Below are 26,850 nucleotides of genomic sequence, written 5' to 3' on the forward strand. Positions count from 1 at the left end.
GATTCTTGTCCCGGTCACCACGCGGTACTAGAAAGCAAGGGTGATCGAACGTCGGAAACTGTTGCGGGGTGGCGCGCTCGCCGGGCTCGGCTTGGCGGCTGGTACGAATGCCGTCGCCCCGGCTCGGGCGCTGGCCGCCCCTGCTCTCGTACGCGCCGCCCGTCCCGAGCTCACGCATGGCGTTCAGTCGGGTGATCCGACCGCGGACAGCGCGGTGGTCTGGGCGCGCGCGGACCGCGAAGCCCGCATGCTGGTCGACGTCAGCTCCAGCGCCGACTTCAGGCGCGCCACGACGGTCAGAGGCCCTGTCCTGCTTGGCGATTCCGACTTCACCGGGCAGGTCGACCTGCGCGGGCTACCATCCGGGCGGGAGCTGTACTACCGCGTCCGCCTGGAGGATCCCGACCGCCACGGTGTCACCGGCCGGCCGCTCACGGGACGGCTGGTGACCGCGCCCTCGCCGTACGCCAAACCACGTAAGGACATCCGCTTCGTCTGGTCCGGCGACGTCTGCGGCCAGGGCTGGGGCGTCAACCCCGACCTCGGCGGCATCCAGATCTACGACCGGATGCGTGCGCTGCGGCCCGACTTCTTCCTGCACTCCGGCGACTCCGTCTACGCCGACGGTCCGGTGCAGAGCCAGGTCACCCTTCCCGACGGGAGGATCTGGCGCAACCTCGTCACGGAAGCAAAGAGCAAGGTCGCCGAGACGCTCACCGAATACCGCGGGCAGTGGGCGTACAACCTGCTCTCCGACTCGATCCGCGCGTTCGCCGCCGAGGTGCCGCAGATCAACCAGTGGGACGATCACGAGGTCCTCAACAACTGGTACCCCGGCGAGATCCTCGACGATGCGCGCTACACCGAAAAGCGCGTGGATGTCCTTGCCACAAGAGCACGGCAGGCGTTCTTCGAGTGGATGCCGATCCGTGAGCACGGCCGCCAGGACGACGGCAGGGTCTACCGCAAGCTGTCGTACGGCCCGCTGCTCGACGTGTTCGTGCTCGACATGCGCACATACAAGGATCCCAACACCAACGGGCTGGAAACGGTCCCAGACGGTGGCGTGCTCGGCTGGCGCCAGCTGCGCTGGCTGACGCAAGGGCTGCTGGAGTCCCGGGCGAAGTGGAAGGTGATCGCGAACGACCTGCCGCTCGGACTGGTCGTACCGGACGGCCCGATCATCGAGGGCGTCGCGCAGGGCGATCCCGGTGCGCCGAAGGGCCGGGAGCTGGAGATCGCGCCGCTGCTGTCGACATTGCGTCGCCACCAGGTCCGCAACGTGGTCTGGCTGACCGCCGACGTGCACTACACCGCCGCGCACCACTACTCCCCCGACCGGGCGGCCTACCAGGACTTCGACCCGTTCTGGGAGTTCGTGTCCGGCCCGCTGAACGCCGGCGCGTTCGGCCCGAACGTGCTCGACCCGACGTTCGGCCCGGAGGCGACGTTCGTGCACGCACCGCCGGTCGCCAACGCCTCGCCGATGGAGGGCTACCAGCACTTCGGCGAGGTCGAGATCTCGGCGGAGACGGGCGAGCTCACCGTCAACCTGCGCGACCACGCCGGCGCCGTCCTCTACAGCAAGACGCTCGCTCCGGAAGAGCGCTAGAGGGTCGTTCGATCGGCCCGGCCACATCAAGGGTGAAATTGGCACGGGGCTCTCAGCGCGAATTGGCTCGGGATGCAGCGATACGACGGGCCTAGCGTTCCTGCATGGAGTATCGGAGACTTGGTAGCACTGGCCTGAAGGTCAGTGAGTTGTGCATGGGGACGATGACGATGGGCCGGGCAACCGACGAGCAGACCGCTCGCGTGCTGCTGGACCGGTTCGCCGACGCGGGAGGGATCTTCCTCGACACCGCGGACGTCTACACCGAAGGACGGTCGGAGGAGATCGTCGGACGCTGGCTGAACGGCCGGAGACGTTCGGACTTCGTTGTCGCCACGAAGGTACGCGGCCGTACCGGCCAGGGGCCGAACGACGCCGGCCTGAGCCGCAAACATATCTACGCGTCGGTGGAGACCAGCCTGCGCCGACTGCAGACGGACCACATCGACCTCTACCAGATCCACAGCCTGGACTACGAAACACCGATCGAGGAGACTCTCGCGACGTTGGACGACCTCGTCCGCTCGGGCAAGGTCCGCTACATCGGTACCAGCAATGTCTCGGGCTGGTATCTCCAGAAGGTGATCGAAGTGGCGCGGCGGAACGGTTGGGAGGCCTATGTCTCGACTCAGCCTCGTTACAACCTGCTCGCCCGCGGACCGGAACGGAACGGCCTGGTGTCGGTCTGTCAGCAAGAAGGGCTCGGCCTGCTTCCGTGGAGTCCTCTGTACGGAGGCTGGCTGTCGGGCAAATACCGCCGCGGCATGGGCGGAGCACCGGACGGCTCGCGGATGGCCGAGCGGTCCTGGATCCCGACCTGGACCTGGGAGCTGATCGATCGGGACGACGCCTGGCCCGTGATCGACGAGGTGACAGCAGTCGCCGGCGAGACCGGCCGGACGCCTGCCCAGGTGTCGCTGCGCTGGTTGCTGCAGCGTCCCGCCGTCACAGCACCGATCATCGGCGCACGAACTCTGGAACAGCTCGACGACAACCTCGGCGCACTCGGATGGGAACTGTCCGCCGACCACATGGACCGGCTCACCTCGGTCAGCCAGGCCTTCACTGACCCATTTCCGGCGCACGACTGAACACCGCCGCCACGTCCACGGACCGTCCAACCCACGGGTGATCCGGCGCAAGAGGCCCAGTACGCCCGGGCGCGAGGCGCCAGGGGATTGACAATCTCGCAGGTGCAACGCAGATTCGGTGGCAACCGTCCAGCGTCTGCACGGGAAGGCGTCGCCATGTCCTCGATCATCCAGAGCCGTTACGCAGAGATCACAATCCCTGACGTCTCGCTACCAGAGTTCGTGCTCGCCGGCGCCGGGGAACGCGCGGACCGGCCGGCCCTGGTCGACGGGGCGAGCGGCCGCACCATCACCTACGGCGAGCTCGCCGGTGGTGCCCGCAAGGTCGCGGCCGCGCTCGCCGCGCGTGGGCTGCGGCACGGCGAGGTGTTCGCCATCTACAGCCCGAACGTTCCGGAGTACGCGCTCGCCTACTACGGCGTCCAGCTGGCCGGCGGCACCAACACGACGATCAACCCGCTCTACACCGTGGACGAGCTCGCGGCCCAGCTCGCCGACGCCGAGGCGAAGTTCCTGCTGACCGTTCCGCCGTTCGCCGCCAAGGCACTGCAGGCCGCCGAGAAGACGGGTGTACAGGAGCTGTTCATTCTCGGAGACACCGGCGGCATCGCCGGCAGGATTCCGGTCACGCCGTTCGCCGACCTGCTGCAGACCGACGCGCCGATGCCGGACGTCACGATCGACCCGGCCAACGACCTCGCGTCGCTGCCGTACTCCAGCGGCACCACCGGCCTGCCCAAGGGCGTGATGCTGACCCACCGCAACATCGTGGCGAATCTCCTGCAGTCACACGGGATTCTCGCCCTGCAGGCCGAAGAGCGGGTCATCTCGGTGCTGCCCTTCTACCACATCTACGGCCAGACCGTCCTGCTCGCCGGCGGTCCCTGGAACGGCGCGACGCTGGTCACGATGGCGCGCTTCGACCTCGAGCAGTTCCTGCAGATCATGCAGGACCAGCGGGTCACCTGGGCGTACCTCGTCCCGCCGATCATCCTCGCGCTGGCCAAGCATCCGCTCGTCGACCGCTACGACCTGTCGGCGCTGAAGTACATCTGCTCCGGCGCGGCACCGCTCGACAAGGACCTCGAGATCGCTTGCGGGCAACGGCTCGGCTGCCTGATCCACCAGGGCTACGGCCTCACCGAAGCCAGCCCGGTCCTCACCACGCAGCCCGCCGACGACTCGCTGATCCGGCACGGATCGGCCGGCCTCCTGCTGCCCAACACCGAGGCCAAGATCCTCGACCCGCTGAGCGGCGAGGAGCTGGAGGACGGCCGCAACGGTGAGCTGTGCTTCCGCGGCCCGCAGGTGATGCGCGGCTACCTCAACCGGCCCGAGGAGACCGCGCAGATCCTCGACGGCGACGGCTGGCTGCACACGGGCGACATCGGGCACATCGACGACGACGGCTACATCTACGTCGTCGATCGGGTCAAGGAGCTGATCAAGTACAAGGGCCTGCAGATCGCGCCCGCCGAGCTCGAGGCCGTCCTGCTGTCGCATCCCGACATCACCGACGCTGCGGTCGTACGTTCTCCGGATCCGGAGGCCGGGGAGATTCCCAAGGCGTTCGTCGTCGCTCGGACCGAGCTGACCGAGCAGGAGGTCATGGACTACGTGGCCGCGCGGGTGGCGCCGTACATGAAGGTCCGGGCGGTCGAGTTCATCGACGAGATCCCGAAGGCCGCGTCCGGCAAGATCCTGCGTCGCGTGCTCGTGGACCGGGCCGCCGGGAAGTAGCCGCTGGGCCAACCTTCCGGACCGCTGTTGAGTTTTTACGAGTTTTCGTTTCATTCTTGCGGAGACCAGTTCGCGATCGTATAACGGTAGGAAACAGTGCGCCCCGGCCGGGTTCCACTCCGCAGAGTGAGGAGCCCACCTCCATGTTCAGGTACAGATCGGCGGCGCTGGCCGCTGTGCTCGCGCTCCTGCCCGGTATCGCGGCCGCAGCGGTGTTGCCAACCGCCCAGGCCAACGCGGCCGGCGGCCCGAACCTGGCTGCCGGCCACAGCGCCTCGGCCAGCAGCTCGACCGCGCCGTACGTCGCCGCCAACCTCACCGACGGCAACCAGGCCACCTACTGGGAGAGCACCAACAACGCGCTCCCGCAGTCCGCCCAGGTCGACCTCGGCAGCAGCCAGAGCATCGACCAGGTCGTACTCGAGCTGCCGAGCGGCTGGGAGCCGCGCAACCAGACCCTCGCCGTCCAGGGCAGTCCGGACGGTTCCGGCTTCAGCACGATCGTCGCGTCGGCCGGGTATGCGTTCGGCCCGGGGAGCGGCAACGCCGTCACGATCAACTTCCCCGCCACGAGCACCCGCTACGTCCGGGTCTCGATCACCGCGAACACCGGCTGGCCGGCCGGGCAGCTGTCCGAGCTGCAGGTGTACGGCGCCTCGGCCAGCTCGTCCGGAAACCTCGCGCTCGGCAAGCCGATGACCGCCGGCGGCACGGCCGCGCCGTACGTCGCCGGCAACGCGAACGACGGCAACCAGGCGACGTACTGGGAGAGCGCCAACAACGCGTTCCCGCAATGGATTCAGGCCGACCTCGGCTCGTCGGTGAGCATCAACCGGCTGACGCTGAAGCTGCCGGCGGGCTGGGAGACCCGCACCCAGACGCTGACCGTGCAGTCGAGCCCGAACGGGACCACGTTCGGCACACTGGTCGCCTCGGCCGGCTACACGTTCAATCCCAGCAGCGGAAACACCGTGACGATCAGCTTCGCGGCGGCCGGCATGCGATACGTCCGGGTCTCGATCAGCGCGAACACCGGCTGGCCCGCAGGGCAACTGTCCGAGCTGGAGATCTACGGTCCGGCCACCGGCGACACCCAGGCGCCGACCGCGCCCGGCAACCTGGCCTACACCGAGCCCGCGACCGGGCAGATCCGGCTCAGCTGGACCGCGTCGACCGACAACGTGGGCGTGACGGCGTACGACGTCTACGCCAACAACGAGCTGCGTACGAGCGTCGCCGGCAACGTACTGGTCTACACCGACACGCAGCCGGGCAGCGCGACCGTCTCGTACTACGTCCGCGCCAGGGACGCGGCCGGTAACCAGTCGCCGAACAGCAACACGGTCACGCGCACCGGATCCGGCGGCGACACGCAGGCGCCGACCGCGCCCGGCGACCTCGCCTACACCCAGCCCGCGACCGGGCAGATCCGGCTCACCTGGTCCGCATCGACCGACAACGTGGGCGTGACGGCGTACGACATCTACGCCAACAACGCCTTCCGGGCCAGCGTCGCCGGCAACGTGCTCGCCTATACGGACACGCAGCCGAGCTCCGCGACGGTGTCGTACTTCGTGCGCGCGAAGGACGCTGCCGGCAACCAGTCCACCAACAGCAACACCGTCACCCGTACCGGCACGCCGCCCGCCGGCAGCAACCTGGCCGCCGGGAAGCCGATCACCGCGTCGGGTTACGTGCACACGTTCGTTCCCGCGAACGCCAACGACAACGACGTCGCGACGTACTGGGAGGCCAACTCCAACGCCTACCCCAACACGCTCACCGTCCAGCTCGGCGCGAACGCCGACATCTCCTCGCTGGTGCTGAAGCTCAACCCGGATCCGGCCTGGGGCACGCGCACCCAGACCATCCAGGTGCTCGGCCGGGAGCAGTCCGCCCAGGGATTCGCCAACCTCGTCTCGGCGGCGACCTACACGTTCAACCCCGCAACGAGCAACACCGTCACCATCCCGCTCACCGCGACCGTCTCCGACGTGCAGCTTCGCTTCACCGCCAACACCGGTGCGCCCGGCGGGCAGGTCGCGGAGTTCCAAGTGCTCGGCACGCCGTCTCCCAACCCGGACCTGACCGTCAGCGCGATGTCGTTCGCTCCGGCCGCTCCGGTCGAGACCGACGCCGTCACGCTGTCCGCGACCGTACGCAACGCCGGCACCGCCGCGTCCGGCGCGACCAACGTGAATCTCTATCTGGGCAACACGAAAGCAGGCACCGCGACGGTCGGCACGCTGGCCGCCGGCGCCTCGACGACCGTCTCGGCGAACATCGGCGCGCAGAACGCGGGTACGTACCCGCTGAGTGCCAAGGTCGACGAGGACAACACCGTCATCGAGCAGAACGAGGCGAACAACTCGTTCACCAACCCCACCTCACTGGTCGTACGTCCGGTCGACAGCTCCGACCTGGTCGCGTCGTCGGTCAGCTGGACACCCTCGACGCCGGCGAACGGCAACACCGTCACGTTCTCGGTGGCGATTCGCAACCAGGGAACGGTTGCCTCGGCGAGTGGCGCGCACGGCATCACGCTGACCGTGCTCAACGACGCCGGCACGGCCGTCCGCACGCTCACCGGCTCCTACTCCGGAACGATCGCGGCCGGTGCGACCACGAGCCCGGTCAGCCTCGGCACCTGGACGGCCGCGAACGGCCGCTACACCGTCCGGGTCGTGCTCGCGGCCGACACCAACGAGCTGCCGGTCAAGCAGGCGAACAACACCAGCGAACGTCCGCTGTTCGTCGGCCGCGGCGCGAACCTGCCGTACGACATGTACGAAGCCGAGGACGGCTCGGCCGGCGGCGGGGCGCAGGTGATCGGCCCCAACCGTACGGTCGGCGACCTCGCCGGTGAGGCGTCCGGCCGGCGAGCGGTGACGCTGAACTCCACCGGCGCGTACGTCGAGTTCACCACCAAGGCGAGCACCAACACGCTCGTCACGCGGATCTCCATCCCCGATGCCTCAGGTGGCGGTGGCACCAACGCCACGTTGAACATCTACGTGGACAACGTGTTCCACAAGGCGATCCCGCTCACGTCGAAGTACGCCTGGCTCTACGGCGCCGAGGGGAGCCCGGGCAACTCACCGGGTGCGGGCAGCCCGCGGCACATCTACGACGAGGCGAACGTCTTCCTCGACATGACCGTGCCCGCCGGCCACAAGATCAAGCTGCAGAAGGACTCCGCGAACAGCAGCCAGTACGCGATCGACTTCGTCAACCTCGAACTCGTGTCGCCGCTGGCGAATCCGGACCCGGCGCGCTATGCGGTGCCGACCGGTTTCACCCACCAGGACGTGCAGAACGCCCTGGATCGCGTACGGATGGACACGACTGGAAACCTCGTCGGCGTCTACCTGCCGCCGGGCGACTACCAGACCGCGCAGAAGTTCCAGGTGTACGGCAAGGCGGTGCAGGTGCGCGGCGCCGGGCCCTGGTACACGCGGTTCGTCTCGCCGGCCACGCAGGAGAACACCGACGTCGGCTTCCGCGCGGAGGCGACGGCGAACGGCTCGACGTTCACCGGATTCTCGTACTTCGGCAACTACACCTCGCGAATCGACGGGCCGGGCAAGGTCTTCGACCTCGGCAGCGTCGCGAACATGACGATCGACAACATCTGGGTCGAGCACATGGTGTGCCTCTACTGGGGCACCAACACCGACAACATGACGATCCGGAACTCGCGGATCCGCGACCTGTTCGCCGACGGTCTCAACATGACCAACGGCAGCACGGGAAACCACGTCACGAACATCGACGCCCGCGCGACCGGCGACGACTCCTTCGCCCTCTTCTCCGCGATCGACGCCGGCGGTGGCGAGCAGACCGGCAACGTGTACGAGAACCTCTCGACCACGTTGACCTGGCGAGCCGCGGGAGTCGCGGTGTACGGCGGCTACGACAACACGTTCAGGAACATCTACATCGCCGACACGCTGGTCTATTCGGGCATCACGATCTCGTCCCTGGACTTCGGTATCCCGATGCTGGGGTTCGGCGCGAGCCCGCCGACGTCGTTCTCGAACATCTCCATCGTCCGCGCTGGTGGACACTTCTGGGGCGCGCAGACATTCCCAGGCATCTGGTGCTTCTCGGCGTCGAAGGTGTTCCAGGGCATCCGGGTGAGCGACGTCGACATCGTTGATCCGACATACCACGGCATCATGTTCCAGACCAACTACGTCGGCAGCCAGCCACAGAATCCGGTCACCGACACAGTGTTCACGAACATCTCGATCTCCGGGGCGCAACGCAGCGGCGACGCGTACGACGCGAAGTCGGGCTTCGGGATCTGGGCCAACGAACAGCCGGAAGCGGGTCAGGGTCCGGCCGTCGGCTCGGTGACGTTCACCAACCTGCGGTTCAGCAACAACGTCCAGAACATCAGGAACACGACGAGTACGTTCACCATCACCGTCAACTGACCCGATCGCGTGTGGCGGCCGGGCTCCCGCTCGGCCGCCACGTAGATAGGATCCGGGCTATGGCGCCGGAACCTCGAAGCGACGAACCCGATCGGCCGAGCAAATTCATGTTGATCTTTCGCGGGGGCGCTGTCGGGGAGCACGATCTGTCGCCCTCGCGCCTTCAAGCCCATGTCGAGAAGTGGTATCGCTGGTCGGATGAGCTGGCCCGGCAGGGTCGGCACAATACCGGGACCGCGCTGGACGACCAGGGGGTTACGGTCCGGGGCCGCGAACGGGTGGTCACCGACGGCCCGTACGCGGAATCGAAGGATCTGGTGACCGGCAGCATGATCTTCGAAGCCACTTCCCTGGAAGATGCCCTCGAGGTGGCGCGCAGCTGCCCGACCTACGAGTTCGGCGGTTCGGTCGAGGTGCGACCGGTCCAGGGTTATTAGGACCCGACGCTCGTGGACGAAGGGCAACCCGCGGCAGCACCGACGGTGCTGGTCGAGGACCTGTTCCGGAGGGAGTACGCACACCTGGTCAGCGCGCTGACCCGGGTGCTGGGCCCGTCCAACCTCCCGCTGGCCGAGGATGTCATTCAGGACTCGCTGGTGAGCGCGATGCACGCCTGGCGCTTCGGGCCGCCGCGGGACCCGAAGGCGTGGATCATCCGGGCCGCCCACAACCGGGCGATCGACATCATCCGCCGCGAACAGCGCCACAGGTCGTTGCTGCCCGAACTGGCCACGATGACGGCGCTGACCGGCACGATCGAGGCGGCCCTGGCCCCAGCCGAGGAGGGCGCCAGCCAGTTGGCCATGATGTTCGCGGTTTGCGATCCCGGCCTGAACCGAGAGACACAGGTGACCCTGATCCTGCGGTGGCTGTGTGGCCTGTCGCCCAAGGAGATCGGTCAGGCATTCCTGGTCGACACTCAGACCATCGACCGGCGCCTGCACCGGGGCCGCGGCCGGCTGCGTCAGCTGGGCAGGCTCTCCGACGTGGACGACCTGCCTGACATCGACACCCGGCGCGGCTCGGTCCTGCAATCGCTCTACCTGCTGTTCAACGAGGGCTACCACGGCAGCAACCCAGAGGACCCGGTACGTCCGGCCCTGTGCGACGACGCGCTGCGTCTGACCGAGCTGCTGCTGGACGCCACGGCGACGGCGCATCCGGACGTGCACGCCCTGGCCGCCTTGTTCTGTTTCGACGCCGCCCGCCTGTCGACCCGTCTCGACGAGGACGGTGTGTTCGTTCCCCTTGCCGACCAGGACCGCGGCCGCTGGGACCGGGCGCGCATCGAGCGTGGTTTGATGCATCTGGCCGGCGCGGCCACCGGGGATCACCTGTCCCGATGGCATCTGGAGGCCGGCATCGCCTGCGAGCATGCGATAGCGCCATCGGTCCAGGAGACCGACTGGGACCGGATCGTCGGCTTCTACCAGATCCTCGCCCAGCAGTCCTGGAGCCCGGTCGTCGCGCTGAACCGCGCGCTGGCCCTGGCCGAACGGGACGGCATCGAGGTGGGCCGCCGCGAGCTGATCGCCCTGGCCGAGGAGCAGAAGCTGTCCCGATACCCCTTCTACTGGGCGGCCCGCGCTGACCTGGAACGACGGGCCGGCGACCACACCGCCGCCCGGAAGGACTACGAGCACGCCATCGCGCTGGCCCGCAGCCCGGCCGAACGCCTGTCCTACCAGCGGCGGATCGAGAATCCGAAAATTTCCTAGCCGGCGTGTCCGGTTCCGCCACCCGCCAGTCGTCGTCCCCCTGAGATCACCCGATCAGACCAGGAGGACTCAGACGATGAACGAGCTACTCGACAACGCGGTCGCCGCGCATGGTGGCCTGGACCGGTGGAACGAGGTCCGGTCGATCACCATCGACGCCTCGATCACCGGAGCTCTTTTTCACGCGAAGAGCCAGGCCGACGCGCTCGAGGATGTTCGCCTCGAGGTGGAAACCACGCGCGAGCTTCTGACGATCGACTTCAACGGCCAGGACAAACGAGCGGTCTTCGAGCCCGGCCGAGTCGCTGTCCATCGCCGTGACGGCACGCTCACCGGCGCGCGAAACGACCCGGAGAGCTCGTTCGACGGCCATGGGTTCGAGACTCCATGGGACGACATCCAGCTCGCCTACTTCACCGGGGCGGCGATCTGGACGTACCTGAATACGCCGTTCCTCTACACCTGGCCCGGATTCGTCACCGAGGAGATCGCCCCCATCGAGGTCGACGGTGAAACGTGGCGGCGGCTGAAGGTGACGTTCCCTGATCACATCAAAAGCCATACCCGCCAGCAGATCTCGTGCTTCGGCCCGGACGGTCTGCTGCGCCGCCACGACTTCACGATCGACATCCTCGCCGGCGCGCCCGGAATGCTCTACGCCACGGGCTACCGCGACGTGGACGGCATCCTCATCCCCACCACGCGGCGGGGTTACGCCTGGCAGGGCGACTACCAACTCGTCCCCGAGCCGCTGCTGGTCGCCATCGACCTGGGCGAGATCACCATCCGCTGAACGCGCGCATCCCTGCCGTACAACCTGGCAGGCGACCCAAGTCTGGAACCGATTGGAAGGTGGACACCACGATGAACACGATGAACACGCCCGCGATCGTCACGCCGTCGGAGTGGGAGGCCGCACGGCAACGGCTGCTGGTGAAGGAGAAGGAGCTGACCCGTGCCCGGGACGTCATGGCCGCGGAGCGTCGACGGATGCCGTGGGTGGCGGTAGAGACGCCGTACGAGTTCGACGGGCCCAGCGGCAGAATGCGTCTCGTCGACCTGTTCGAGGGTCGCCGTCAACTCCTGCTCTATGGCGCCTTCTTCGGGCCCGATGTGCACGGCTGGCCCGACCATGCCTGCGTAGGTTGCTCCCTGATGGCCGACCAGCTGGCCCACCTCGCCCATCTCCACGCGCGCGACATCACGTCCGCCTTCGCCTCACGCACGCCGCAACCAGACATCGAGCGGGTGAAGGCGCGGATGGGTTGGACCATGCCCTGGTACACGATCACCGACAACTTCGATACCGACTTCGGCGTCGACGAGTGGTACGGCACGAACGCGTTCGTTCGCGACGGCGACCGCGTGTACCGCACGTACTTCATCAACGGTCGCGAACACGAACCAGTGGGAGGGACCTGGAACACTCTCGACATCACCGCGTTCGGACGCCAGGAGGACTGGGAGGACTCACCCGGGGGCTACCCCCAGGACCCCCAATACCACTGGCTGAACTGGCACGACAACTACGGCCCCATCAAGCCGGCAGGCGATCAGCCGTGACCAGCATGCCAGCCCGGCCCGCCGGCATCACGGCCGTCTAGCGCTTCTTGTAGAGCTCCTCGATCTCGTCGGCGTAGGCGCGCATGATCTCCTTGCGCTTCGGCTTCCACGACGGCGTCAGCAGGCCGTTGGCCTCGGTGAAGTCGCCCTCCAGGATCGTGAACTTGCGGATCGACTCCGCCCTGGACACTGACGTGTTGGCGTCGTCGACTGCCTGCTGGATGGCGTCCCTCCGCTGTTGTTCATCGGGATAGTCCTTCGCGGCCGCCTCGTCGAGGGTAACGAGGGCTGCGATGAACGGGCGGTTGTCGCCGATGACGAGGACTTGGCTCACGAGCGGATGCGCGCGGATCCGGTCCTCGAGCGGAGCCGGTACGACGTTCTTGCCGCCGTTGGTCACCAGGATTTCCTTCTTGCGGCCGGTGACCTGGAGGTAGCCGTCGGCGTCGAGGTCGCCGAGGTCTTCGGTACGAAACCAGCCGTCGGTCAGGGCGTCGCCCGTCGCGGTCTCGTTGTTCCAGTACGCCGAGAAGACCTGGCCGCCCCTGACCAGGATCTCGCCGTCGTCGGCGATGCGGATCGTCGCGCCCGGCATCGGGCGGCCGACCGTTCCGAAGCGTGGCGCCAATGGTGGGTTGACGGCGATCGCCGCCGTGGTCTCGGTCAGACCGTATCCCTCGTAGACGTTGATGTCCGCGCCCGCGAAGAACAGCGCCAGCCGCCGGCCGAGCGGCGACCCGCCGCAGATGGCGTAGTGCAGGCGGCCGCCGAGCTCACCGCGGATCCGCTGGTACACAAGCTTGTCGTACAGCGCGTGCTGCAGCCGGAGCACCAGACCCGGCCCACGACCACGGCCGAACAGCTGCTGCTCGACCGCTTCGGCGTAGCGCGTCGCGACGGAGGCCGCGCGGTCGAACGCGCTCGCCCGGCCGATCCGCTCCGCTGTCCGCCGGGCGCTGTTGTAGACCTTCTCGAAGACGTACGGCACGCCGACGACGAACGTGGGCCGGAACGATCGCAGCGCCGAAAGCAGCTCGTCGCGCGAGATGCTCGGTTGGTGCCCGACCCGCACACCCGCGCGGACACAGCCGATCTGCACCATTCGCCCGAGCACGTGCGCGACCGGCAGGAACAGCAGCGTCGACGGCGAGTGGCGCGAGACCGCCTTGAACACCGGGAACAACAGCTCGATCGCGTTGTCGACCTCGGCGTGGAAGTTCGCGTGCGTGAGCACGCAACCCTTCGGCTTGCCGGTGGTGCCGGATGTATAGACGATCGTCGCCGGGTCGGCCGGGTCGACCGCCTGCCGGAGGCGCTCGACCTCCGCCTCGGAAACGTCACGGCCGGCGTCGGCGAGCGTGTCGAGCGCGCCGCGATCCATACACCAGACCTCGCGCAGCCCGGACAGCTCCGACCGCGCGGCTTCGACCTCGCCGGCGTGCTCCTCCGTCTCGACGACGCAAGCGACCGCGCCGGAGTCGCCGAGGATCCAGGCGACCTGGCTCGCGGACGACGTGGGGTAGACCGGCACGGGGCACGCGCCGATGCTCCACAAGGCGTAGTCGAGCACGGTCCACTCATACCGTGTCCGCGACATCAGCCCGACTCGATCCCGCGGCTGGATACCCTTCGCCAGCAGGCCTTTCGCGACCTCCACCACCTCGTCACGGAACTCGGCAGCGGTCACGTCGACCCACTCGCCGCTGGAGTTCAGCCGGGCGAACGCGGCGTTGCCGGGATCGTTGGCGGCATTGCTGTAGACGACATCGGCCAAACCCTCGTCGGCCGGCTCCACCAGCGGAGGCGAGGTGTATTCGGTTGTCACTCGATCAGTCCCGCTCCAGAATCGCCGTCACTCCCTGACCGCCGGCCGCACAGATCGAGATCAGCCCGCGTCCGGAGCCCTTCTCCGCAAGGAGTTTCGCCAGCGTCGCGACGATCCGTCCACCCGTGGCGGCGAACGGATGCCCGGCTGCCAGCGACGAGCCGGCGACGTTCAGCTTCTCCGGGTCGATGCTGCCAAGCGGCTCGTCGCGGCCGAGTTTGTCCTTGCAGAACGAGGGATCCTGCCAGGCCTTCAGCGCCACCAGCACCTGCGAGGCGAACGCCTCGTGGATCTCGTAGTAGTCGAAGTCCTGAAGGGTGCGGCCCGCCTGGTCGAGCAGCTCCGGCACGGTGTACGCGGGCGCCATCAGCAGGCCCTCGGCCCCGTGCACGAAGTCGACCGCGCCCGTACGTGCGTGGGTGATCCTGGCCAGCACCGGAAGCCGGCGTTCGCGCGCCCACTCCTCCGTCGCCAGCAGCACGGTGGAGGCGCCGTCGGTCAACGGCGTGGAGTTGCCGGCGGTCATGGTCGGCTCGCCGTCGCCATTGTCGGACAGCGCCTTGCCGTAGACCGGCTTGAGCCTCGCGAGCTTCTCGATCGACGTGTCGGGGCGCATGTTGTGGTCGCGCTGCAGCCCGAGGAACGGTGTCACCAGGTCGTCGAAGAACCCGCGATCCCAGGCGGCCGCGAGCTTGTGGTGCGTGCCGACGGTGTATTCGTCCTGCTCAGCGCGGCCGATCTCCCACTGCTGCGCGGTGACCGCCGCGTGCTCGCCCATCGACAGGCCGGTACGCGGCTCCGCGATCCGCGGCGTGTCGGGAACGATGTGCCGGGGCCGCATCCTGACCAGCTGGCGTGCGCGTTCCGGCAGGCTCCTGGCCCGGTTGGTGGCGAGCAGGATCTGGCGGAAGTCGTCGTTGAGCCCGATCGGCGCGTCGCTCGTGGTGTCGACGCCGCCCGCGATCCCGGCCTCGATCTGGCCGAGCGCGATCTTGTTGGCGACGGCGATGACGGTTTCCAGGCCGGTGCCGCAGGCCTGCTGGACGTCGTAGGCGGGCGTACGCGGGTCGAGCCGGCTGCCGAGCACGACCTCGCGGGCGAGGTTGAAGTCTCTGCTGTGCTTGAGCACGGCGCCGGCGACGAACTCGTCCAGGCGTTCACCGGCCAGACCGAACCTGGCCAGCAGGCCGTCGAGCGCGGCGATCAGCATGTCCTGGTTGGAGGCCTGGGCATAGGGCCCGTTGGAGCGCGCGAACGGGATTCGGTTGCCGCCGACCACCACGACCGGCCGTGGAGCGGAGATCATCCACCCGCCTCCTTGCTAGACCGTAACCTACTCTGGAGTAAGTTTACCTTGAAGTAGCTGCCGCGCCGAGGAGGATCGCGATGGCCGACCGTTACCAGAGGTTCGTGTCGTCCGGCTTCGGCCGTGGCGTCGCCAAGCGCCTCGGTCTGCCCCAGCCTGCCACGTTACGCCGATACGACCCCGATGAGCCGTTCCTGCCCGGGCCAGTGTTGTGCGGCGAGGCCAAGGGCTCCGCACTCGCCGAACCCGTGATCGGCCTGCTGACCACGGCAGGCGTCGACGTCGTACGACCGGCTGCCAAGCAGTCGGAGCAGCCGGCGCAGGCCGAGCTGCCGAACGGCACCGAGTCGTTCGCCGCGCTGGTGTTCGACGCGAGTGGCATCTCCGACACCGAGGGCCTGCGGTCGCTGTACGACTTCTTCCACCCCGTCGTCCGGCGGATCCGTCCCAGTGGTCGGGTGATCGTGCTCGGCCGGCCGCCGGAGGCTTGCGACCAGCCGCGGGCGGCGATCGCGCAGCAGGCGCTGGAGGGCTTCGTCCGTTCGGTCGCAAAGGAGCTCGTCCGGGGTTCGACCGCGCACCTGCTCTACGTCGCCGAGGGCGCGCCGGTCGCCATCGAGTCGACGCTGCGGTTCCTGCTCTCCGGGCGGTCGGCATACGTGTCGGGCCAGGTCGTGCGGATCGGCGCGGCGGGCTCGGGCCCGGCAGCATCCGTCGACTGGAAGCGTCCGATGGCGGGCCAGGTCGCGCTCGTCACCGGAGCCGCCCGCGGGATCGGCGAGGCCATCGCGCGTACGCTCGCTCGCGACGGCGCGCAGGTCGTCTGCCTCGACGTACCGTCGCAGGGCGACCAGCTGGCGGCGGTCGCCGGCGAGATCGGCGGGACGACGCTGCAGATCGACATTACGCGCTCGAGCGCGCCGGAACTGTTGACCGACCAGCTGCTCGAGCGCTTCGACGCCGTGGATGTGGTCGTGCACAACGCCGGCATCACCCGCGACCGGACGCTCGCGCGGATGAGCCCGCAGGAATGGGACAGCGTGCTCGACGTCAACCTGCGGGCGCAACAGGACATCGACGACGCCTTGCTGGACAGGAAGGTCCTGCGGTCCGGCGGGCGGGTGATCGGCGTCTCGTCGGTCAACGGCATCGCGGGCGCGCGCGGGCAGACCAACTACGGCGCCAGCAAGGCCGGCGTGATCGGGCGCGTCCGGGCGATGACGCCGGTGCTGCTGAAGCGCGGCGTCACCATCAACGCGGTCGCGCCGGGCTTCATCGACACGGCGATGACGCAGGCGATGCCGTTGATGCTGCGTGAAGTTGCCGGGCGGATGAACAGCCTCGCCCAACCCGGACTGCCGATCGACGTCGCCGAAACCGTTGCCTGGCTGGCGACTCCCGCTTCATACGCCGTGACGGGCAACGTCGTCCGCGTGTGCGGCCAGCACCAGACGGGTGCCTGATGCGCGTCGTCCTCGAGGAGCCGCCGAACAGCCTCGCACTGCTGGCGAAGGCCGCCGTCTCGCGCGGGCACTGTGGCGGACAGCTGCCGGACACAGAGCTGGCGTTGCCGGAACAGGCGATCGACCGTGCGCAGCTCGCGGAGTATGCGCGGGTGTGCGGCTACCCGATCGGTGACGAGCTGCCGGCCTGCTATCCGCACGTGCTGGCGTTTCCGCTCGGGTTGCAGCTGATGACATCGGAGGACTTTCCCTTTGCCGCGAAGGGATTGGTACATGTCGGCAACTCCCTGACCGTGCAGCGGCCCTTGCTGGCCGGCGAACGGCTCACCGTGAGCGTACGACTGGACGCGCTGCGGCCGCATCGGCGTGGCACGCAGTTCGACGTCCTGGCGGAGGTCGCTTCCGGCGGCGAGACGGTGTGGTCGGAACGCAGCACGTACCTCCGCCGTGAGCGGCGGCCGGCGGATCCTCAGGCTTCGCCGAAGCAGGACAGCGAACCGGCGCCGCTGCCGTTGTCGGCGCGCTGGCGCGTGCCGGGCGACCTGGGCCGGTCGTACGCGCACGTGTCCGGCGACTACAACCCGATCCACCTGCATCCCTTGTCGGCAAGGCTGTTCGGCTATCGGCGGCCGATCGCGCACGGCATGTGGACGAAGGCGCGTTGCCTGGCGGCGTTCCAGGGGCGGTTGCCGGACGCCTATACGGCCGAGGTCTCGTTCGCGGCGCCGATCCTGCTGCCGTCGACGGTCTCGTTCGGTGCCTCGCGTTCGGCGCAGGACTGGGACTTCGAGGTGCGCACTCGTTCGGATCGAGTCGCGTTACGCGGTACGGTTCGAGCGGCCTGACGGACGCCAGATCTCGCCGTTCATGATGTCGCCGAGGCCCACCCAGGAGATCGTCATCAGGCGGCGGGCGGCGACCTCGGGCGTGACCTCCGGATGGTCGGCCAGCCAGTCGGCCACCGACTCGGCGGCGCCGACCAGGGCGTAGGCGCACATCTGCAACTCCTCGGCATGCGCCTTGCGGCGGCGGCCGGTCGTCCAGGCCTTGGCGAGCAGTTGACGGACGACCTCGACGGTCTGGTCGCGTAGGCCGGCGGCGCGCTCGCCGAGCGCGCCGGTGGCCTTCGTACCCTGACGGTGGAGGACGTTCCAACCGTCGCGGTGCTCGCTGACGACGGTGAACACGGCGTGCAGGGCGCGCCAGAGCTGCTCGTCGGGCCTGAGCTCGGCATCGACCGCCTCGGCGATAGCTGTGAGCAAGCGGTGCGACTCCTGCTCGAGGCAGCGGGCGAACAGCGCTTCCTTGGAACCGAGATAGAGGTAGACCATCGGCTTGGAGATACCGGCCTGGTCGGCGATGTCGTCCATCGAGGTCTCGTGGTAGCCCCGCTGGGCGAACACGGCGACGGCCGCGTCGAGCATCTGCTGCTCGCGTACCTTCCTGGACAGCCGCTTCGGTCGCTCGGTCACCTTGCCAGTCTAGGCTACGGCGGCGTAAACTTACTCGCGCGTAAACTTACTCATCAGTAAGGTCTGATCGATTGAGGGTGGCACGATGAACGCGTTCGAGCTCACCGAAGAACAGAACGACCTGCGCCAATGGATCCACGGCTTCGCCGCCGACGTGATCCGGCCAGCCGGCCGCGAGTGGGACGAGCGCGAGGAGACGCCGTGGCCGATCATCTCGGAGGCGGCGAAGATCGGCCTGTACGGCTGGGAGTCGCTGGCCAACCTCTGGGCCGACGAGAGTGGCCTGTCGCTGCCGCTGGCCAACGAGGAGCTGTTCTGGGGCGACCCGGGGATCGCGATGTCGATCTTCGGTACGACGCTCGCAGTCGCGGGGATCTTCGCGGCGGGCACGCCCGAGCAGCTGATGGAGTGGGTGCCCCAGTGCTACGGCGACGCGGCTTCGCCTGCCGTGGCGGCGTTCTGTGTCTCGGAGCCCGAGGCCGGGTCGGACGTGGCGGCGATGCGCACCCGAGCCCGTTACGACGAAGCGTCGGACGAGTGGGTGCTGTCGGGCCAGAAGGCGTGGATCACCAACGGCGGAATCGCCAACGTCCACGTGGTGATCGCGTCGGTTGATCCCGCTTTGGGGTCGCGAGGACAGGCGGGCTTCATCGTTCCGCCGGGCACAGCCGGTTTGCAGGCAGGCCGGAAGATCGCGAAGCTGGGCTTGCGTGCCTCGCACACGGCCGATGTGTTCCTTGACGACGTACGGGTGCCGGGCTCGTGCCTGCTCGGTGGCAAGGAGAAGCTGGACCGCCGGCTGGCGCGGGCGCGGGAGGGTTCGAGCTCGCGCGGCCAGGCGGCGATGAGCACGTTCGAGATCAGCCGGCCGACGGTTGGGGCGCAGGCCCTGGGCGTGGCGCGGGCGGCGTACGAGTACGCACTCGAATACGCCAAGCACCGCGTGGTGTTCGGCCGTCCGATCATCGAGAACCAGTCGATCGCGTTCGCGCTGGCCGACATGAAACTCGAGATCGACGCGGCCCGCCTGCTGGTCTGGCGGGCGGCGTGGATGGCCCGCAACGAGAAACCCTTCGAGTCGGGCGAGGCCTCGATGGCCAAGCTCAAGGCGGGCGAAGTCGCCGTGGCGGCGACCGAGAAAGCCGTCCAGATCCTCGGCGGCGCGGGCTACGACCGCGAGCACCCGGTCGAGCGTTGGTACCGCGACGCGAAGATCTACACCATCTTCGAGGGCACGTCGGAGATCCAGCGGTTGCTGATCGCCCGCGCGATCTCGGGGGTCCAGATTCCCTGACAGTATGGGCTCTCGTGGAACGAAAGCTTGGCCGGCGCGAGGCGTCGGACGCGGTTGGGGAGCTGGGCTGGCGCTTCGTGCTGGGCACCCTGCGTACGTCGGTGCCCGTCGGCTCGCTGGGCGAGGGCGCTGCGCTGGCCGCCGGGGTGGTGGCTGCGTGCGGGAGCAGCGCCGACGACCACCTGCGGGTCGACCTCCGGCCGGCACTGGTCGTCCTCACGCTGCGGTCCCACACGGGGGTGACGACCGTCGACGTCGAGTTGGCCCGCCGGATCTCCGAGGTCGTACGCGAGGCCGGGCTGCGCACGTCGACGCGATCCGTGCAACTGCTGGAGATCGCGATCGACGCCCTCGACATCCCGGCGATCCGGCCGTTCTGGAAGGCCGTCCTGGCCTACGCCGACGAGTCAGGCGCCGGCGGACCGTCCGATCCGCTTGTCGACCCGGCCGGCCAGGGTCCGGCGCTGTGGTTCCAGCAGATGGATCGCCCGCGCCCGCAACGCAACCGCATCCACTTCGACATCTCCGTCCCCCACGACGAAGCACCGGCCCGCATCGAAGCCGCCCTCGCCGCCGGCGGCCAACTGGTATCCGCGACCAGCGCCCCCGCCTTCTGGATCCTCGCCGATGCCGAAGGCAACGAAGCCTGCCTCACCACCTGGCAAGGCCGCGGCGACTGACCGGCGACTGACAGCGACTGACTGTGCGGGTTCGACCAACGCTGCCCGAAAGGTTGCCCGTCGGGGCAGGGGCGGGTTGGGCCAAGGCACCTAACGTGCACCCATGGCTCACGCGCACGGCAGACGCACCGGACGCACCAGTGAGGGCCAGCAGGGACGGCGAAGCACCGGCGACAGCGCCAAGGCGGCGAATGGCCCGTACGCGGGCATTCTGCGCCTCCAGCGCACAGCGGGCAACATCGCGGTCAGCCGGCTCGCGGGCGAGAAGCGTCCAACCATCCAACGCCATTCCTCCTGGGAGCACGTCCTGCTGGGCGACACCCCGCCGGGCAAGCTGGGCGACGCGACCGTCACCGCCGAGGCGCGTAAGCACGTGCTGTACAAGGAGTGGCAGCGCGCGATCTTCTTCCAGAACGATCCGGCCCGCGACCCGCGCAGCGCGTTTCCCGAGGTGCGCTGGGTCCAGCTCAAGGGCAGCGGCCTCTGGGTGAGCTACGGCGAGCTGAACGCCCTCGCCGACTACCTGCCAGGCCCGGACGTGTACGACACGTTGAGCAAGGCGGAGCTCGTCCCGGTCCTGCAGCGGATGCGGTCCGGCGTACGGGAGAAGGCCGGAGGCGAGTTCGGCCTGCGTGGCAAGGCGATGGCGGGCATGTCGACCAGTTGGCTCGACTTCGTGAGCGATGCCGCCGGTGAGGTGAAGGCGCTCGACAACGCGACCGAGCAGCTCGGCACCGACCGTTACACCGGCCTGGTCGCACGGAACGCGTGCCACTTCGCGCCGTTCAGCTGGCAGCGGTGGGCGCACCACCACACCGAGGCCCGCGCCGCCGCGCTGGCGCACAACCAGTCTCGCAAGGACACCGTTCCGGTGAAGGACATCCCCAAGGACGCCGAGGACCACCTGCGTACGGCCTGGCTCACCAACGGCTACGGCGACCACTTCCTGCAGGACTCGTTCGCGGCCGGGCACCTGGCCAACAAGACGCTGGTCATGCAGTGGTGGCTGGACTACCTGAACGCGAACGACCGCAGGTTCAACGACCCGGCCCCGCACCTGCGAGGGACCAGAGGAGCCCCGGGCCCGCCGGTCTCGGGCCTGCCGGATGACGACGTACGCAGGCGGATGGGCAGCCGGGAGCAGCCCGGCGTGGCCGGCCGGGAGCTGTACAACACGCCGATCACGGACGTCGGCAGTGCCGGCGGCGACCGCGAGCTCGGCGATACGGTGACCGATCCACAGACAGCGCAGGAACGCGAGAGCTACAGCGGCCGGGTCGCGGGCTCCGGCGTCGACGGCAGCGGGTTCGTCGGCGAGAGCTACGAAGACGCCCGGCAGCGCAACTACCAAGCCTACTTGCGTTTCCTCAACAGCGCGGTCCTGCAGGCAGGCGCCGGCGCGGCCCACGACTACCTCAACGAACGCGGCCTCACCGTCACCAACAAACGCGGCGACACGATGTGGATCGGCGGCGACGACACGTTGCTCAGCAAGTCCGGTCCGGTGGGCGCGCGGATCGCCGGAGAGGCGTCCGAGCTGTCCAGGAAGGCGATCGAGGAGATCCTCGACAAGGGCGAGACCGAGATCAGCGTCGAGCAGATCTTCGAGCTGGTGCCGACCAGCGTCGTGGTCGACGACGCCAAGGGCGGGTTTCGCACTGTGGGGTTGGAGAACTGGCAGGACGAGGTGCTCCACCAGCTGTGCCTCACCACCATCTTCCCGGAGTTGCTGCACAGCACCAAGCTCTCGATCATCGGCGACTTCAGCCCGGAGATGGTCGAAGGCGGCATCTCTGGCGACGCCGGCAAGGCCGCACCCCCACCCGCCAAGGGCGACTTCCCCGCACCGGCAGGCGCCGACCTCCCGGCGTGACGTTCTCCCGAGCGAGCCGTCGCCACAAGCTCGGCCTCACTCGGCCGTTCGCCGCGCCTCGGCCAGGAGCTCCCGCACGAGATCGGCCTTGGCGTCGACGTACGCCTCACGGTCGGCCAGAAGCAGGTGCGCGACCTCGTGCTTGCGCCGCGCGTAGCGTTCGGCCGCGGCCGGATGCGAACGCAGATAGTCGCGCAGGTCCACGTGGTCGAGGTACGGCGGCGAGCCGTCACCACGACGTACAGGTGGTGGTACGGCATGCCCTCCGGCTGCCGGAACGCCTCCCGCCCTGCGATGCCCAGGTCGCCGACGTGCTCGTAACCCAACCCCACCAGCCGATCCGTCACCGCCGGCACCAGCGGGGCAGCCGGCACGACGACGTCCAGGTCGATGATGGGCTTGGCCGCCAGCCCCGGCACGGCAGTGCTCCCCACGTGCTCCAGCCGTACGTCGAGCCCGTCCAGCGCCGGCGCGAGCAGCGCGCACAAGGTCGCGAACACCGACGGCCAGGCCGGGTCGTACGGAACAACGGTCGCGCGTGGGTCGGTCACGACGAGCTAGTCTGACAGCCCGTCCGAGACCTCGACGTCCTCCGGGGCCAGCTGCATCCCCGCCGCCCGCGCCGCCTCCACCAGCAAGGCCGCGAAGTCGTCCTGCCCGTGCCCGTAGTCGATCGCCCGGTCCACCAGGCTCCGGGTCAGCTCGGTCGCCGGCATGGGTACGCCCAGGCCCTCCGCCGCGGACAGCCCGAGGTCGAGATCCTTGCGCAGCAGCTCGCTCGTGAACGTCGGCGTCAAATCCAGGTGGACGAAGGCGGGCGTCTTGTACCGCGTGAACGTCGACCCCAGTACGGACTTGTTCAGGAAGTCCAGGAAGACCGATCGCTGCACGCCGCCCTTCTCCGCCAGCACGGTGACCTCCGCCATCGCCTCGGTGAGCACGGCCAGCAGGACGTTGTGGGCGATCTTCACCATCCGCGCGACCGAGCCCTCGCCGACGTACGTCACGCCCGCCGCGACCGTCTCGAGCAAGGGCCGCACCTCCTCGAAGGCCGAGGAAGGCCCCGACACCACGACCGCCAGCCGCCCCGCCGCCACCGCCTTCGCGTTCCCCGACACCGGAGCTGCCAGCACCGCCACACCATGGCCCGCCGAACGTTCGATCACCTGCTCCGTCGCCTCCGCCGACACTGTGGAGAAGTCGACCAGGATCCGCGGGCTCTGGGAACCGCCGACAACACCGGATGATCCGGTCGTCACCTCGATGTAGTCGTCGGACGCCGAGACCATCGTGAACACCACGTCACAGTCGGAGAGCTCACCGATCGTGTCGACGATCCTCGCGCCCAACTCCGCCAACGGCTCGGCCTTGGACCGCGTCCGGTTGTAGACCGCCACCTCGTGGCCCGCCCTCAACAGGCGGCTGACCATGGCGTATCCCATCCGACCCGTGCCGATCCACCCCAACCGGAGCGCCGAGTCGCTCATGTTGCCTCCCTACCTACGTCCGCACCTAGGTACAGCCTGCCCACATCAGGGTCGGCCAACAGCTCACTGCCCGTCCCAGTCAAGCGGACTGCTCCCGACACGAGCACCGCGCCACGGTCGGCCACCGCCAGCCCGGATCGCGCGTTCTGCTCGACCAGGAGCACCGACCGCCCGGCGCCGGCCAGGCGCCCGATCGACTCGAACACCAACCTCCGCGACCGCGGCTCCAACCCGATCGACGGCTCGTCCAGCAGGATCAGCCGCGGCTCCAGCATCAGCGAGCGGGCCAGCTCGACCTGCTTCTGCTCACCGCCCGACAGGCTGCCCGCCCGCTCGGCCCGCCGCCGCGCCACGATCGGGAACCGCTCCGCCGCGCGTTCGGCCCGCCGCCGGATCTCCGCCCGATCCCGCAGGATGTACGCGCCCAGCAGCAGGTTCGCCCACACGGTCAGCGCGGGAAACAGTCCGTGCTCCTGGGGTACGTGCACGATCCCGCGCGCCAGCCGCTCCCGGGTGCTCAGCCGGTCGACGAGCTCACCGTCGAACACGACCTCGCCCTTCCTCGGCCGCAGCAGCCCGCTGACCGTCGCCAGCAGCGTCGACTTGCCGGCTCCGTTCGGCCCGATCAGGCACACCACTTCGCCGTCGCCCACCTCCAGCGACACGCCGCGCAGCACGTCGCCGGCGCCGTACCCGGCCACCACGCCCGCGAGCGTCAGCACCCCCAGATCACTCCCCAAGATACGCGTCGAGGACGGCGGAATCGCGTTGCACAGCAGCGATCGGACCCTCCGCGATCCGGGCACCCCGGTCCAGCACGATGACGGGATCGCACAGCCGCGCCACCAGGCCCATATCGTGCTCGACCACCAGGAAGCTGGTTCCCGCCTCGTGCTGGGTACGGATGTGCCGTTCCATCGTCTCGACCAGCACCGGGTTGACGCCCGCCGTCGGCTCGTCGAGCAGCACCAGCCGGGGCCTGCTCGTCAGCACAGCGGCGAACTCCAGCAGCTTGCGCTGCCCGTACGACAAGCTGCCGGCCGGCAGATCCGTCACCTGGTCGAGCCCGAACTCCGCGAGCAGCTCCTTCGCCCGTTCGGCTTCGGCCTTGCGTACGCGCGGAGTCAGCACCGACCATCTCGGCTGCCCGGCGGCCGCGACGAGGTTCTCCAGCGCCGAGAGGCCGCCGAACACCCTGGCCCGCTGGAAGGTACGAGCCAGCCCGCGCCGGTACATGCCCGCAGGCGTCGGCCGCGCGACCCGCCTGCCCGCGAACGCGAGCTCGCCGCTGTCCCTACGCAGATAGCCCGTGACGACGTTGAACGCGGTCGTCTTGCCCGAACCGTTCGGCCCGATCAGACCCGTGATCGTGCCCTCGCCAACGGAGAACGAACAACCGTCCAGCGCCGCGATCCCGCCGAACCGCTTGCGCAGCTCGCGCACCTCCAGCAGCGTGGTCACAACCGCACCCCCAGCCGATCCGCCAACGTGGGCAGGATTCCGCGCGGCAACAGCAGCATCACCAGCAGGAACACCGCCGCGTACGCCACCAGATACAACTGCGCACCGCCGAACTGATAGGCGAGATACTGCTGCGCCGGCGCCAGCAGGAACGCGCCGATCACCGGCCCCCACAACGTCGCGCGCCCACCGAGGAATGTCATCAGCACCATGCCGATCGTGATCAGCGGATCGATCGCGAACTGCGGATAGATGAACGAGACGTAGTACGCCCAGATCGCGCCGGCCGCGGCCGTGAACAGCACCGAGACCCCGAACGCGGCGAGCTTGACCAGCGTGACGGGCACGCCGACGCCGCACGCCTTGTCCTCGTCACCGCGTACGGCCAGCAGGAACAGCCCGGTCTTGCTGCGCGCGATCGCATGACTCGCGGCCATCGCGACGAGGAGCAGGCCGAGAAACGAGTAATAGAAGGGCCTTTCGAACGTGTCGGGGTCGAACGGTGGCACCGGCATCGCGAGCCCCTGCGCGCCTCCGGTCACCCCGCGCAGGTTGAACGCCAGGCTCTGCACGACGAACAACAACGTGATCGTGACGATCGCGAACACCGCCGCCCGGGTACGCATCGCGATCCAGGCGACCGGCAGCGACCCGATCGCCACCGCGACACCGATCGGCAGGGCGATCAGGATCGGCTCGTATCCGTTGGTCAGCAACGGGTGATCCTGGAAGTACAACGCTTCCGCGTACGCGCCGACGCCGAAGAACGCCGCGTGCCCGAGCGACGGGTAGCCGGCGTATCCGCCGACCAGGTTCCAGGCAACGGCGAGCACCGCGTACAGCAACGTGAACACCGCGATGTTGAGCAGCCAGTGCTCGCCCAGCACGAACGGCAGCGCCACCAGCGCGCCGGCGAAGCCCGCGGCCCGGACCGGTCCCGGCACCGTCATGCCGCACCCCGCAGCCGTACGCCGAACAAGCCCTGCGGCCGCAGCAGCAGAACCACCAGCAGTACGACGAAGAACGTGAAGTCACCCCAGATCGGCGACAGCTCGACCGCGACGACGCTCGACACCACTCCCATCGCGATCGCGGCCAGCACCGCACCGCCGACGCTGCCCAGCCCGCCGAGCACGACGATGCTGAGCATGCGGGCGATCAGGTCGTAGTGACTGCCGGAGTTGAACGGATAGACCAGCCCGTAGACCGATCCGGCGGCCGCGGCCGTGGCTGCACCGAGCCCGAAGCCCACCGCCGCGATCCGGTTCGTGTCGATGCCCAGCAACCTCGCGGCGACAGGGTTCTGCGCGGTCGCCTGGATCGCATGTCCCAGCCGCGTCCGGTTGAGCAGCAGCACGAGCGCGACGATCAGCACGACGGACAACGCGAACGCGTAGAACCGCACCACAGGCACCCGGAACCCGGCGATCAGCCAGCTGTCGTCCTCGTAGCCGGGCTGGATCGAGCGGTACGTCGTGAGATAGACGAACGACAACGCTCCCTCGATGCCGAGCGCGACCGCGAACGTGACGAGCAGCGAGAGGTCGGCCGCCTCCTCGTGTCGTAGTGGCCGCAGAAACGCCAGCTGCACAAGCATTCCGAGGCCGAACAACAGCGGCGTCGTGATCAGCACGGACACGAACGGGTCGATGCCGAGCTGTGTGAACAGCGTGAACGTGAGGTACGCCGCGAGGACCACCAGCGCACCCTGCGCGAGGTTCACCACGCGCATGATGCCGAAGATCAGCGTCTGCCCGGACGCCATCAACGCGTACACACCACCGATGAGCACGCCGAGAACGACGGCCTGGATCAGCGTGTGCACA

The 26,850-nt window shown here is 68.6% G+C and carries 21 protein-coding genes and 1 pseudogene; 13 read left to right on the plus strand and 9 right to left on the minus strand.

Going from position 1 to position 26,850, the window contains the following annotated elements; genetic code table 11:
* Window positions 1–40 precede the first annotated feature (40 nt).
* The 8 genes from ACYVF6_RS37170 to ACYVF6_RS37205 all read left to right on the plus strand — a co-directional run bounded on the left by ACYVF6_RS37170 (window position 41) and on the right by ACYVF6_RS37205 (window position 12,163).
* The gene (locus tag ACYVF6_RS37170) at window positions 41–1,612 is read left to right on the plus strand and encodes an alkaline phosphatase D family protein (RefSeq protein WP_460528542.1); all 1,572 of its coding nucleotides are present in this window, start codon (window positions 41–43) and stop codon (window positions 1,610–1,612) included.
* Between the two features lie 104 nt (window positions 1,613–1,716).
* Window positions 1,717–2,703 (plus strand): aldo/keto reductase, encoded by a 987-nt coding sequence (locus ACYVF6_RS37175; RefSeq protein WP_460528544.1) that lies wholly within the window; start codon window positions 1,717–1,719, stop codon window positions 2,701–2,703.
* A 156-nt stretch (window positions 2,704–2,859) separates the two neighbouring features.
* Window positions 2,860–4,443 (plus strand): acyl-CoA synthetase family protein, encoded by a 1,584-nt coding sequence (locus tag ACYVF6_RS37180; protein WP_460528546.1) that lies wholly within the window; start codon window positions 2,860–2,862, stop codon window positions 4,441–4,443.
* Window positions 4,444–4,586: 143 nt separating this feature from the next.
* The gene (locus tag ACYVF6_RS37185) at window positions 4,587–8,882 is read left to right on the plus strand and encodes a galactose-binding domain-containing protein (RefSeq protein WP_460528548.1); all 4,296 of its coding nucleotides are present in this window, start codon (window positions 4,587–4,589) and stop codon (window positions 8,880–8,882) included.
* 59 nt (window positions 8,883–8,941) lie between these two features.
* Entirely contained in the window at window positions 8,942–9,319 is a 378-nt protein-coding gene (locus ACYVF6_RS37190) for a YciI family protein (RefSeq protein ID WP_460528550.1), read from the plus strand.
* A gap of 12 nt (window positions 9,320–9,331) precedes the next feature.
* Window positions 9,332–10,600: an RNA polymerase sigma factor gene (locus ACYVF6_RS37195; protein WP_460528552.1), complete on the plus strand. Its 1,269-nt coding sequence runs from the start codon at window positions 9,332–9,334 to the stop codon at window positions 10,598–10,600.
* 76 nt (window positions 10,601–10,676) lie between these two features.
* On the plus strand, window positions 10,677–11,393 hold the full coding sequence (locus tag ACYVF6_RS37200; protein ID WP_460528554.1) for a hypothetical protein: 717 nt from the start codon (window positions 10,677–10,679) through the stop codon (window positions 11,391–11,393).
* Between the two features lie 71 nt (window positions 11,394–11,464).
* Window positions 11,465–12,163, plus strand: a complete 699-nt coding sequence (locus ACYVF6_RS37205; RefSeq protein WP_460528556.1) for a DUF899 domain-containing protein — start codon at window positions 11,465–11,467, stop codon at window positions 12,161–12,163.
* Between the two features lie 37 nt (window positions 12,164–12,200).
* Here ACYVF6_RS37205 and ACYVF6_RS37210 read toward each other — a convergent pair whose 3' ends face one another.
* Window positions 12,201–13,988, minus strand: a complete 1,788-nt coding sequence (locus ACYVF6_RS37210) for an AMP-dependent synthetase/ligase (protein WP_460528558.1) — start codon at window positions 13,986–13,988, stop codon at window positions 12,201–12,203.
* A 4-nt stretch (window positions 13,989–13,992) separates the two neighbouring features.
* Window positions 13,993–15,294: an acetyl-CoA C-acyltransferase gene (locus tag ACYVF6_RS37215; RefSeq protein WP_460528560.1), complete on the minus strand. Its 1,302-nt coding sequence runs from the start codon at window positions 15,292–15,294 to the stop codon at window positions 13,993–13,995.
* 80 nt (window positions 15,295–15,374) lie between these two features.
* Between ACYVF6_RS37215 and ACYVF6_RS37220 the strand changes: the two genes are divergently transcribed.
* On the plus strand, window positions 15,375–16,757 hold the full coding sequence (locus ACYVF6_RS37220; RefSeq protein WP_460528562.1) for a 3-oxoacyl-ACP reductase: 1,383 nt from the start codon (window positions 15,375–15,377) through the stop codon (window positions 16,755–16,757).
* The gene (locus ACYVF6_RS37225; RefSeq protein ID WP_460528564.1) at window positions 16,757–17,602 is read left to right on the plus strand and encodes a MaoC/PaaZ C-terminal domain-containing protein; all 846 of its coding nucleotides are present in this window, start codon (window positions 16,757–16,759) and stop codon (window positions 17,600–17,602) included. Before ACYVF6_RS37220 ends, ACYVF6_RS37225 begins: the two co-directional genes overlap by 1 nt.
* Here the strand turns inward: ACYVF6_RS37225 and ACYVF6_RS37230 are convergent.
* Window positions 17,576–18,229 carry a TetR/AcrR family transcriptional regulator gene (locus ACYVF6_RS37230; RefSeq protein ID WP_460528566.1) on the minus strand — a complete coding sequence of 218 codons (654 nt, stop codon included), beginning with the start codon at window positions 18,227–18,229 and terminating at the stop codon, window positions 17,576–17,578. The genes ACYVF6_RS37225 and ACYVF6_RS37230 overlap by 27 nt on opposite strands.
* Before the next feature lie 85 nt (window positions 18,230–18,314).
* Between ACYVF6_RS37230 and ACYVF6_RS37235 the strand changes: the two genes are divergently transcribed.
* The 3 genes from ACYVF6_RS37235 (at window position 18,315) to ACYVF6_RS37245 (ending at window position 22,076) form a co-directional block, all read left to right on the plus strand.
* On the plus strand, window positions 18,315–19,523 hold the full coding sequence (locus ACYVF6_RS37235; RefSeq protein WP_460528568.1) for an acyl-CoA dehydrogenase family protein: 1,209 nt from the start codon (window positions 18,315–18,317) through the stop codon (window positions 19,521–19,523).
* A gap of 14 nt (window positions 19,524–19,537) precedes the next feature.
* Window positions 19,538–20,203, plus strand: a complete 666-nt coding sequence (locus ACYVF6_RS37240; protein ID WP_460528570.1) for a VOC family protein — start codon at window positions 19,538–19,540, stop codon at window positions 20,201–20,203.
* 103 nt (window positions 20,204–20,306) lie between these two features.
* Window positions 20,307–22,076, plus strand: a complete 1,770-nt coding sequence (locus ACYVF6_RS37245; protein WP_460528572.1) for a hypothetical protein — start codon at window positions 20,307–20,309, stop codon at window positions 22,074–22,076.
* 36 nt (window positions 22,077–22,112) lie between these two features.
* On the opposite strand, the pseudogene ACYVF6_RS37250 reads toward ACYVF6_RS37245, so the two are convergent.
* The 6 genes and pseudogenes from ACYVF6_RS37250 to ACYVF6_RS37275 all read right to left on the minus strand — a co-directional run bounded on the left by ACYVF6_RS37250 (window position 22,113) and on the right by ACYVF6_RS37275 (window position 26,849).
* Window positions 22,113–22,627: pseudogene (locus ACYVF6_RS37250) on the minus strand (GrpB family protein).
* A 6-nt stretch (window positions 22,628–22,633) separates the two neighbouring features.
* Window positions 22,634–23,563 carry an NAD(P)-dependent oxidoreductase gene (locus ACYVF6_RS37255; RefSeq protein ID WP_460528575.1) on the minus strand — a complete coding sequence of 310 codons (930 nt, stop codon included), beginning with the start codon at window positions 23,561–23,563 and terminating at the stop codon, window positions 22,634–22,636.
* Window positions 23,560–24,285, minus strand: a complete 726-nt coding sequence (locus tag ACYVF6_RS37260) for an ABC transporter ATP-binding protein (RefSeq protein ID WP_460528577.1) — start codon at window positions 24,283–24,285, stop codon at window positions 23,560–23,562. The genes ACYVF6_RS37255 and ACYVF6_RS37260 overlap by 4 nt, the downstream gene beginning before the upstream one ends.
* 7 nt (window positions 24,286–24,292) lie before the next feature.
* Window positions 24,293–25,024, minus strand: coding sequence for an ABC transporter ATP-binding protein (locus ACYVF6_RS37265; protein WP_460528579.1), 732 nt, complete (start codon window positions 25,022–25,024; stop codon window positions 24,293–24,295).
* Entirely contained in the window at window positions 25,021–25,974 is a 954-nt protein-coding gene (locus ACYVF6_RS37270) for a branched-chain amino acid ABC transporter permease (protein WP_460528581.1), read from the minus strand. Before ACYVF6_RS37270 ends, ACYVF6_RS37265 begins: the two co-directional genes overlap by 4 nt.
* Window positions 25,971–26,849, minus strand: coding sequence for a branched-chain amino acid ABC transporter permease (locus ACYVF6_RS37275; protein ID WP_460528584.1), 879 nt, complete (start codon window positions 26,847–26,849; stop codon window positions 25,971–25,973). The genes ACYVF6_RS37270 and ACYVF6_RS37275 overlap by 4 nt, the downstream gene beginning before the upstream one ends.
* Window position 26,850: the final 1 nt, after the last annotated feature.

Source organism: Flindersiella endophytica (assembly GCF_054779015.1).